This window comes from Streptomyces sp. SID4985 (assembly GCF_009863025.1).
Classification (GTDB): domain Bacteria; phylum Actinomycetota; class Actinomycetes; order Streptomycetales; family Streptomycetaceae; genus Streptomyces.
In genome coordinates this window covers 1-9,927 of record NZ_WWIR01000508.1, presented here as the reverse complement: position 1 = coordinate 9,927, position 9,927 = coordinate 1, and the positions used below count along the sequence as shown (strand labels likewise).

Below are 9,927 nucleotides of genomic sequence, written 5' to 3'. Positions count from 1 at the left end.
CCGCGCCCACCACGCGGCGGCCTGCGCCGCGGCGGCCGAGTCGGGCTACGCGCTGGCGATCGCGCAGGTGCTCGTCGGCGTCGCGGACCTCGCGCTGCGCCGGGACGAGCCCGGGCAGGCCGCCCGGCTGCTCGCGGTGAGCGCGGACGTGGGCGGTCTGCGGGACCGCTCGAACCCGGACACGGACCGGATCGAGCGGGAGGCCCGCGCCCGCCTCGGCGACGCGCGGTACGCCGAGGCGGCCCGGGAGGGAACCCGGGCCGCCTGGCCCCGCCTTGCCGAGGCCGTACTCGCCGCGCCCCGGGTCACGCCCGCTTCTTGAACGTGGAGACCGCCCACACGTAGCCGACGACCGCGAACCCGGCGCACCAGGCGAGAGCCGCCCAGGTGTCACCGCTCGACGGGTGGCCCGTCAGCAGCCCGCGCAGCGTCTCGACGATCGGCGTGAAGGGCTGGTACTCCGCGAACTGCCGTACGCCCGCGCCCATCGTGTCGGCGGGCACGAACGCGCTGCTCAGGAAGGGCAGCATGATCAGCGGCACGGTGGCCAGACCCGCGGACTCCACGGTCTTCGCGGCCAGCCCGAGGGCGACCGTGAGCCAGCTGACGGCGAACCCGAGCAGCAGCATCACACCGATCGCGCCGAGCCACTGGAGGAGGTCCGCGTGCGGACGGAACCCCATGGCGAAGCCGACCCCGATGATGACCGCGTCGGCGATCAGACCGCGCACCGTCGTGGAGACGACATGCCCGATGAGCACGGCGCCGTGCGAGACGTCCATGACCTTGAACCGGTTGATGATGCCCTTGGTCATGTCCTGGTTCACGGCCGCCGCCGTCGGACCGAGGCCGTAGGTGAGGGCCATCACGATCAGGCCCGGCACCGCGTAGTCGATGTACTCGCCCCGGACCTTGAAGGCGCCGCCGAAGACGTAGACGAACATCGCCATCATCACGAGCGGGAACAGGACCGCCTGGAACACGGTGACCGGATTGCGCAGCGTGTGCTTGAAGTTGCGGCGCAGCATGACCGCCGCGTCGGCCAACGGCATCGTGGAGGTGCTCACTTGGCGGTCACCTCCGCGTGCGCGCGGCCGGTGAGGGCGAGGAAGACATCGTCGAGGTCGGGGGTGTGCACGGAGAACTCCTTGGCGTCCAGCATGTGTTCGTCGAGGCGGTCCAGCAGGGCGCGCAGCGACCGCGAGTCGCCCTCGCTCGGCACCCGCAGGGTCAGTTCCTGGTCGTCGCGTACGGCCCCGGGCAGTACCCGGGCCGCCGTGTCGAGGTCGGCGGGGCCGGCGAAGCGCAGCCGGACATGGGTGCCGGGGACCTGGCGCTTCAGCTCCTCGGGGGTGCCCTGGGCGACCAGGCGGCCGTGGTCCAGCACCGCGATCCGGTCGGCCAGTTGATCGGCCTCCTCCAGATACTGGGTGGTGAGGAGGATCGTGGTGCCGTCGGCCACCAGCTCGCGCACGATGTCCCACATCGTGCGGCGGCTGCGCGGGTCCAGGCCCGTCGTCGGCTCGTCGAGGAAGATGATGCTCGGGTCGCCGACCAGGGTCATCGCCAGGTCCAGCTTCCGGCGCATACCGCCGGAGTAGGACGACGCCAACTCGTCGGCGGATTCCGTGAGATCGAACCGCTCCAGGAGCCCGGCGACCACCTCGTCGGCCGGGCGCACCCGCTTGAGGTCGGCCATCAGCCGCAGGTTCTCCCGGCCGGTCAGCAGCTCGTCCACCGCCGCGAACTGGCCGGTCACCCCGATGGCCGCGCGCACCTCCCGGGTCGCGGTCGTCACGTCGTGCCCGGCGACGCGCACCGTCCCGGCGTCGCCCCTCAGCAGGGTGGTGAGGATGTTGACGGTCGTCGTCTTGCCCGCGCCGTTCGGGCCGAGCAGGGCGAAGACGGAGCCCTCGGAGACGTCGAAGTCGACGCCGTCGAGGACGACTTTGTCGCCGTATGCCTTGCGCAGTCCCGAGACCGCGATCGCTGAATTCCGCATGACCCCAAGGTGGCGGCCGCGCCTGACACGGCGCCGCCACGCCCCTGACACGGGTGCGGGGCCCGTGTCACCACGGGCCCCGCACCATCGTCGTTCCCCTTGCCGTCACTCCCCGCCGAGCCGCGCCACCGCGCGCACCGGCGCCCCGTCCGCGCCCGGCAGACGGAGCGGGAAGAGGAACACCTCGGCGTCGTCCGCGCCCACCAGCCGGTCCAGGTGCGTGAGGTTCTCCGCGATCACCCCGCCCGCGCCGCACAGCACGCGGTGGGCCGGGAGGACCGGGTCGGCGTCCGGGCCGCTCGGGTCCACGCTGAGGGCGTCCACCGCCACCGTGCGGACCCCCGCCGCCACGACGGCCTCGGCGGCGGCCGGGGTCAGCCAGGGATGGTCCGCGTAGGCGTCCGTGCCCCAGTGCGCCGACCAGCCGGTGGCCAGGAGGAGGACCGGGTGCTGGACGGACGCCGCCGCCTCCAGAGCCGGGGCCAGCAGCTCCGGGGTGATGGGGGAGCGGGGCGCAAGGCCGCGTACGTCGGCCACCACCGCGCGGCCCGTGAACCGGGACAGGGACAGCTCGTCCAGCCGGGGCCAGGCGTCGTCGATGTGGTACGGCGCGTCCACATGGGTGCCGGACTGCGAACCCAGGTGCAGGGCAAGGACGTTGACGCCGTCGGCCGGGGCGCGCAGCGCGGGGGAGACCGTGACCTCCGGGTCACCGGGATACACGGGCATCCCGGTGACCACCGGGACCGAGAGGTCCAGCCACCGCGTCATCGGGTGGGCTCCGCCAGGACCGGCTCGCCTACCGGCTCCGCTCCGCCGCCCGTGATCGGCGGGACCGGGGTGTCCACCGTGCGGGCCAGCCGCGGGCCCTCGGGGCCGTAGACCGCGCGGGGCTCGGGGAACAGCCACAGCAGGGCCAGGAAGAGCAGCGCGGCCACCGCCAGCGAGAGCGGCAGGCTGATGTCCACACCGCCCGCCAAGTCACCCAGCGGGCCCACGAACTGGCCCGGGATGTCGGTGAACAGCACGCCGAGCACCGCCGAGACCCACCAGGCCGTCATGCCGCGCCAGTTCCAGCCGTGCGCGAACCAGTAACGGCCGCCGCGCTGACGGCGGTTGAAGACCTGGAGGGCGTCCGGGTCGTACCAGCCGCGCCGGGTCCAGAAGCCGAGCATCATCACGACCATCCACGGCGTGGTGCAGGTGATGATCATCGTGGCGAAGGTGGAGATGGACTGGACGAGGTCCAGTCCGAAGCGGCCGATGAAGATGAAGGCGATGGACAGGACGCCGACCAGCAGGGTCGCCTGGACCCGGGACAGCCTCGGGAAGACGGAGGAGAAGTCCAGGCCCGTGCCGTAGAGCGAGGTCGTGCCGGTGGACATGCCGCCGATCAGGGCGAGCAGGCACACCGGCAGGAAGAACCAGCTCGGGGAGATCGCCAGCAGACCGCCCACGAAGTCCGGCGCCTTCGGGTCCACGTATGCCGGAGCCTTCGTCGCGATGATGCTCGCGGTCGCCAGGCCGAACACGAAGGGCAGCAGCGTGGCCAGCTGGGAGAGGAACGCGGCCCCGATCACCTTGCGGTGCGGGGTGGACGCGGGGATGTAGCGCGACCAGTCGCCGAGGAACGCGCCGAACGACACCGGGTTGGACAGCACGATCAGGGCGGCGCCGATGAACGACGGCCAGAACATCGACCGGGTCGCCGCGTCCGCGTGGGCCGTGAAGACACCGGCGTACGACGGGTCGAAGTCACCGGCGAAGGCGATGGCGCCGAGCAGGAACAGCACGGTCGCCGACATCACCGCGATCTTGTTGACGAAGAGCATGAACCGGAAGCCGTACACGCACACCGCGAGGACCAGGCCCGCGAACAGCGCGTACGCCACGACGTACGACAGCGTGCCGCGATCCAGGCCGAACAGCCGGTGCGCGCCGCCGACCAGGGCGTCGCCCGAGCTCCACACCGAGATGGAGAAGAAGGCGATCGCGGTGAGCAGGGAGAGGAAGGAGCCGACGATCCGGCCGTGCACACCGAGGTGCGCGGAGGACGCCACCGCGTTGTTGGTGCCGTTCACCGGGCCGAACACGGCCATCGGACACAGGATCAGGGCGCCCACGACCACGCCGAGGAGAGTCGCGGCCAGCCCCTGCCAGAAGGAGAGTCCGAACAGGATCGGGAACGCGCCGAGGACACAGGTGGAGAAGGTGTTCGCGCCGCCGAAGGCGACCCGGAAGAGGTCGAGCGGGGTCGCGGTGCGCTCGGAGTCGGGGATGCGTTCGACGCCGTAGGGCTCGACCTCGGTGAGGGCGGGCGGCGGCGTGGCCGGGGATTCGGCGGGCTGTGAGGTCAACGGGGGCTCCTGCGCCGCGTGATGGACGGATGTCCGGATCGGGATCTGCCGACGGTACGGCCGGGCGGCGGAATCGGGCCAGGTGATGTTTCGTCCATGTTCCGGGCCGGCCGATGGAGGGTTCGGCCATGCCGGTGCGCCGGAAACCCGGGCGAACGCGAGGAAGCGTGAAGGTGTCACGAACGGGACGTGAAGGCGGTCGGGGTGTGTGCGGCCGGAATGTTTCAGGCCGATTGCGCAGGCGGTGGTTTTCGGCCATCGAGTCGTCACATCCGATCAAGAACCGTGGGGTTGAGCGGCCGACGTGTTCGATTTCCGTGACTTCTCGCCACTGATTCAACACGCAAGGTTACTGAAAGTCATGGGTGGGATGTGTGTTCCGGCGGCGGACTCGGCAGAGTGGCGGCCGCCGCCCCGGCACCCGAACGGAGCCGGGCCGGCACCCCCGAATCTTCGAGCGGAAGGATGCACACGATGCGGAACACCGCGCGCTGGACCGCGGCCCTCGGGCTCACCGCCGCCGCCGTCTGCGGCCCCCTGACCGGGGCCGCCGCAGCCGCCCCGGCCTCGCTGTACGCGCCCTCGGCGCTGGTGCTCACCACCGGGCACGGCGACAGCGCCGCCACGCTCGCTCCCGAGCGCGCCGTCACCCTGAGCTGCGCCCCGACCCCGTCCGGCACCCACCCGGACCCCGTCCGGGCCTGTGCCGAACTGCGCGGTCTCCAGGGCGACTTCACGGCCCTGAAGGCCCGCGACGACGTGTGGTGCACCCGGCTCTACGACCCGGTGACCGTGACCGTCCAGGGCGTCTGGCAGGGGCAACGGGTCTCCTACGAGCGCACGTTCGGCAACGCTTGCGCGAAGGACGCGCTGGACAGCAGCGTCTTCGCGTTCTAGGACCGGGATCGCGCGGACTCCAGGACGCCGGATCGGGCTCGTGACTGGGGAGTGCGGCCCCTGGCCGGAGCGACCGCGATCCCGTTGCCGGAGCAGGCGGAAGGTGTGGGGCCGACCGCCGGTCTCCGGAAGCACAACCGTGTCCCGGCCGGGCCCGTGGGGGGCCTTGGCCGGGACACGGCGTTTTCGCGGCCGGGGATGCGCGCGACGGCTCTACGTCAGCTGCCTGCGCACCAGTTCGTGCAGCCGCCCCCCGGTGTCCGCGAGGAGTTCGGCGGGCGGCCCCTGCTGGACGACCTTGCCGTCCTCCATCACCACCACCCGGTCCGCGTCCATGACGGTCGAAAGCCGGTGGGCGATGACGATCCGGGAGGCGTTCAGCTTGCGGGTGCTCTCCATGACCGTGCGCTGGGTCTCGTTGTCCAGGGCGCTGGTCGCCTCGTCGAAGAACAGCACGCGCGGACGGCGGATCAGCGCCTGGGCGATCATCAGCCGCTGCCGCTGGCCGCCGGAGACCGCGCCGCTGCCCGCGACGATCGTGTGCAGTCCCATCGGCATCCGCTTGATGTCCTCGGCGAGCCCGGCCAGTTCGGCCGCCGCCATCGCCTCCTCCGGGGTGTACGGCTCGGCGCCGCAGATGACGTCCAGGATCGAGCCGGTGAACGGCTGCGCGTGCTGGAGCACCACCCCGCACTGGCGGCGCACCGCCGACTGGTCCAGCGCCGCCAGGTCCTGGCCGTCGTAGAGCACACTGCCGGAGACCGGCTTGTCGAAGCCGATGAGCAGGCGCAGCAGCGTGGACTTGCCGCAGCCGCTCGGCCCCACCACCGCGACGAACTCGCCGGGGCGCACCGAGAAGGACACGTCGTCCAGGACCAGCGGGCCGTCGTCGGCGTACCGGAAGGACAGCCGCCGGGCCTCCAGCGCGCCCGTGAGCGGCCCCGGCCGGGTGCTCGCCGAGCGCACCTCGGGGGTGGCGTCCAGCACCGGGCGGATCTCCTCGAACAGCGGCAGAGCCGCCACCGCCGAGACGAACGCGCCGGTCAGCTGGGTCACCGAGGTCAGCACCATCGTCACCGAGGTGCTGAAGGTGAGGAACGCCGCCGCCGACATCGCGCCCTTCGCCGGGCCCGCGAGGAGCATGAACATCACCAGCGTGCACACGGGCAGATAGACCGCGCCGAGCACCGAGCTGAGGTTCTTGATCCGGCCGACCTTCTGCTGGAGCTCCCGGCTCCGCGCGAACTCCCTTGCCCAGGCGGCGTAGGCGTAGTTCTCCGCCGCCGCGACCCGGAGCTTGGGCAGACCGCGCAGGGTCTGGAACGCCTGGTTGTTCAGCTTGTTGCCGAGCGTCACCAGGCGCCGCTGCCAGCGCACCTGCCACAGCCCGAGCCCCAGGAACACCGCGCCGATCACGACCAGCAGCCCGATCGCCGCGAACGCCATCGGCACGCTGTACCAGAACAGCAGTCCCAGGTTCATCGCACCGACCGTCACCGACTGGGCCACCACCGGGCCGACGCCCGCCAGGAGCCGCCGGATCGAGCTGATGCCCATGGCGGCGCTGGCCAGTTCACCGGTCGAACGGCTCGCGAAGAACCGGGTGGGCAGCCTCAACAGCCGGTCCCACACGGCCGGTTGCAGCGCCGCCTCGATACGGCCCTCCAGCCGCAGGATCGTCAGGTTCTCCAGCAGCGTGAACGCCGCCGAGACGATCCCGCTCAGCATCACCGCGAGGCACACCTGCGCGATCAGGTTCTCCCGCGCCTGCGGGACGTACTCGCCGAGCACCTTGCCCGTGGCCACCGGCACCAGCGCGCCGATCGCCACCGTCACCAGACCGGCCAGCATCAGGTTCGTCAGGTCGCCGCGCGTGCCGCGCAGGCTGAAGCGGAGCAGGCCCAGCGGGCCGAGGCGCCGTTCGGGCAGCGGACGGTAGAACATCACCGCGCGCGGGTCGAACTCCTCCGCGTTCGCCTTCTCCACCGGCGTCTCGCGTCCGGTCGCGGGCTGTACGGCGACATAGCCGCCGCGCCGCCACAGCAGCGCGACCGGTGCCCCGGACAGCGCGCGGTGGCCGACCAGCGGGCCCACGTTCTCCCGCCACCAGTGGCCGTCGAGACGGACCGCGCGGGTGCGTACCCGGGAGGCGAGCGCCACGCGCTCCACCGGGTCCAGACGCTCGCTCTCGGTGCCGCTGTGCACGGGCTCGGCCAGCGCGATACCGGCCGCCTCCGCGACCAGCTTGCAGGCCGCGTACCCGGCGTCCGCGTCCGCCGCCGTGGTCCGGCGCGCCGAGCGCTTGCCGATGGAGGCGAGCAGCGTCCGGTCGGCCTCGGCGCGCACCGCCTCACCGGCCTTGATCCCGGCCGCCGTACGCGTCTCGTGGCTGCGCTCCAGCTGCTCGATCCACCGGTCAAGGGCGGTCAGCAGCCGGTATTGCTGGTCCACCAGGGTCTGCCACAGCGCCGGGTCCATCAGCAGGTCGGCGGCGGCCTCCGTGCCGTACACCGAGCCGTACCGCACGCTGCCCGGCGGCACCTGGGTCCAGAACACGTCGTCGTCCGAGGGCGCGGTGGAGCGGTCCTCGGCCAGCGGCGCCTGGAACAGCACCGCGAGTCCGCGTCCGACGCCGAGCGCGAGCGCGTACTCCAGGGGGCTGGAGGCGGGCGGGACGTACTGCGGGTTGCCGTACGCGTCGTACGACCAGGTCTCGGTCTGCGCGCTCTGGTACAGCTCGCGCAGGTTCACCCGGTGCACCACGCAGTCCCGCACCGGGCGGGCGACCAGGGTGTGCTGGGGTCCGGCGACCGGGCCGAGCAACAGCGCGCCCGCCTCCAGACGGCCGAGGTGGTGCCAGTGGCCCTGTTGCGCCGCGTCCACCGCGAACAGGTCGAGCGCGCCGGACGCCACCAGCCACAGCACCTGCGGGTTTTCGAGGTCCAGTCGGCTGAAGCCCGCGCAGTCCACCCGAGTGCCGAGGGCGCCGAGGGCGCCGAGGACCAGGTCCCCTTCGTGTGTCCGCGTCATCTCACCGCTCCCTGACCAGCGCCGCGTAGGCGCCGCCGTGGGCCACCAGGTCCTCGTGGCGGCCGCGTTCGACCACCGTGCCGTGCTGGAGCACCACGATCTCGTCGCTGTCGCGGACCGTGCTCAGCCGGTGCGCGATCACCACACAGGCACAGCCGCGCCTGCGCAGGTTGTCCATCACGGTCAGTTCCGTCTCCGCGTCGAGCGCGCTGGTCACCTCGTCCAGCACGAGGATGCTCGGACGGCGCACCAACGCCCGCGCGATCTCCAGGCGCTGGCGCTGGCCGCCGGAGAAGTTCCGGCCGTCCTGCTCGACCCGGCTGTGGATGCCGCCGGGCCTGCGCGTCACCACGTCGTACAGCGCCGCGTCCCGCAGCGCCTCCACCACGGCCTCGTCCGGGATCGAGCGGTCCCACAGCGCCACGTTGTCGCGCACGGTGCCCTCGAAGAGGAACACGTCCTGGTCCACGAAGGAGACGGAGGAGGCGAGCGCGCCGCGCGGAATGTCCTCAAGGCGCGTGTCGTCGATGCGGATCACGCCGTCCCACGGGGAGTACAGCCCCGAGATGAGCCGGGACACCGTGGACTTGCCGCTGCCGGAGCCGCCGACCAAGGCCACTTGCTGACCCGGGCCCACGCTGAGGTCGAAGCCGGTCAACAGGGGTTTGTCGAGCGGGCTGTAGCCGAAGGTGACGTTCTCCAACTGGACATGCCCGCGCAGTCGGCGCGTGGACTCGCCCGTGCCGCCGGGGCGGTCGTAGAGCGGGTCGGCCTGGAAGTTCTCGACGTCCTTCAGCCGGGCCACGTCGGCGGCGAAGTCCTGGATGCGGCCCGCCACGCCGTTGAGCCGGGTCAGCGGCGCGGTGAAGCGGGCCACCAGCGCCTGGAAGGCGACCAGGAGACCCACGGAGATGTGTCCCTCGATCGCGCGGACGCCGCCGATCCACAGGATGAGCGCGCTGTTGAGGGTGGCCAGCGTCGGTGCGACCACCCCGAGCCACGCGCTCGGCACCCCGAGCTTCTGCTGCTCCTCCAGCGTCGCCGCGTGCTGCCCGGCCCACTTGCGGAAGTAGCCGTCCTCGCCGCCGGTCGCCTTCATCGTCTCGATCAACTGAAGACCGGTGTACGAGGTGTTGGTGAGCCGCGCCGAGTCCGCGCGCAGCTTCGCCGTACGGGTCGCGCGCAGCCGTACGACCATCCGCATCGCCACGATGTTCAGCAGGGCCACGCCGATGCCGACGAAGGTGAGCTGCGGGTCGTAGGTGTAGAGGAGCAGCGCGTACAGCACGACCACGATCGCGTCGACACCCGCCGCCGCGAGGTCGCGGGCCAGGGTCTCGGCGACCTGGTCGTTGGACTGGAGGCGCTGCACCAGGTCGGCGGGGGAGCGCTGGGAGAAGAAGGTGACCGGCAGCCGCAGCAGATGGCGCAGGAAGCGGGCGCTGGAGAGGGTGGAGGAGATGATCCGGCCGTGCAGCAGGTTGGCCTGTTGGAGCCAGGTCAGCACCAGGGTCAGCGCGACACACGTGCCCATCGAGGCGAACAGCACGCCGAGCAGCGAGGTCTGGCCGCCGATGAGGAACATGTCGATGTAGGTGCGGCTCAGCGCGGGCAGCGCCGCGCCGACGGCGACCAGCAGCA

At 71.9% G+C, this 9,927-nt stretch carries 8 protein-coding genes; 2 read left to right on the top strand and 6 right to left on the bottom strand.

The features are described from left to right. Positions 1 to 322, top strand: a 322-nt coding sequence (locus GTW40_RS22225; RefSeq protein ID WP_161181950.1) for a hypothetical protein, incomplete at its 5' end; no start/stop codon positions are given. Here GTW40_RS22225 and GTW40_RS22220 read toward each other — a convergent pair. The 4 genes from GTW40_RS22220 to GTW40_RS22205 form a co-directional block, all read right to left on the bottom strand. Then, complete coding sequence (locus tag GTW40_RS22220; RefSeq protein WP_343245760.1) at positions 306 to 1,067, bottom strand: ABC transporter permease; 762 nt, start codon at positions 1,065 to 1,067, stop codon at positions 306 to 308. The genes GTW40_RS22225 and GTW40_RS22220 overlap by 17 nt on opposite strands. Beyond that, entirely contained in the window at positions 1,064 to 2,002 is a 939-nt protein-coding gene (locus tag GTW40_RS22215; protein WP_161181949.1) for an ATP-binding cassette domain-containing protein, read from the bottom strand. The genes GTW40_RS22220 and GTW40_RS22215 overlap by 4 nt, the downstream gene beginning before the upstream one ends. Positions 2,003 to 2,107: 105 nt before the next feature. Further along, positions 2,108 to 2,773: a cyclase family protein gene (locus tag GTW40_RS22210; protein ID WP_161181948.1), complete on the bottom strand. Its 666-nt coding sequence runs from the start codon at positions 2,771 to 2,773 to the stop codon at positions 2,108 to 2,110. Next, positions 2,770 to 4,359, bottom strand: a complete 1,590-nt coding sequence (locus GTW40_RS22205; protein ID WP_161181947.1) for a cytosine permease — start codon at positions 4,357 to 4,359, stop codon at positions 2,770 to 2,772. The genes GTW40_RS22210 and GTW40_RS22205 overlap by 4 nt, the downstream gene beginning before the upstream one ends. A 474-nt stretch (positions 4,360 to 4,833) precedes the next feature. Between GTW40_RS22205 and GTW40_RS22200 the strand changes: the two genes are divergently transcribed. Continuing rightward, positions 4,834 to 5,256: a subtilase-type protease inhibitor gene (locus tag GTW40_RS22200; RefSeq protein WP_161181946.1), complete on the top strand. Its 423-nt coding sequence runs from the start codon at positions 4,834 to 4,836 to the stop codon at positions 5,254 to 5,256. Positions 5,257 to 5,469: 213 nt separating this feature from the next. On the opposite strand, the gene GTW40_RS22195 is transcribed toward GTW40_RS22200, so the two are convergent. Further along, the gene (locus tag GTW40_RS22195; protein ID WP_161181945.1) at positions 5,470 to 8,286 is read right to left on the bottom strand and encodes an NHLP bacteriocin export ABC transporter permease/ATPase subunit; all 2,817 of its coding nucleotides are present in this window, start codon (positions 8,284 to 8,286) and stop codon (positions 5,470 to 5,472) included. A 1-nt stretch (position 8,287) separates the two neighbouring features. Continuing rightward, a partial coding sequence (locus GTW40_RS22190) for an ATP-binding cassette domain-containing protein (protein WP_161181944.1) occupies positions 8,288 to 9,927 on the bottom strand: 1,640 nt, incomplete at its 5' end.

Coding starts and splice junctions, on each gene's coding strand:
- GTW40_RS22195 (WP_161181945.1), bottom strand. CDS start 8,286: ATGACGCGGACACACGAAGGGGACCTGGTCCTCGGCGCCCTCGGCGCC.
- GTW40_RS22215 (WP_161181949.1), bottom strand. CDS start 2,002: ATGCGGAATTCAGCGATCGCGGTCTCGGGACTGCGCAAGGCATACGGC.
- GTW40_RS22200 (WP_161181946.1), top strand. CDS start 4,834: ATGCGGAACACCGCGCGCTGGACCGCGGCCCTCGGGCTCACCGCCGCC.
- GTW40_RS22210 (WP_161181948.1), bottom strand. CDS start 2,773: ATGACGCGGTGGCTGGACCTCTCGGTCCCGGTGGTCACCGGGATGCCC.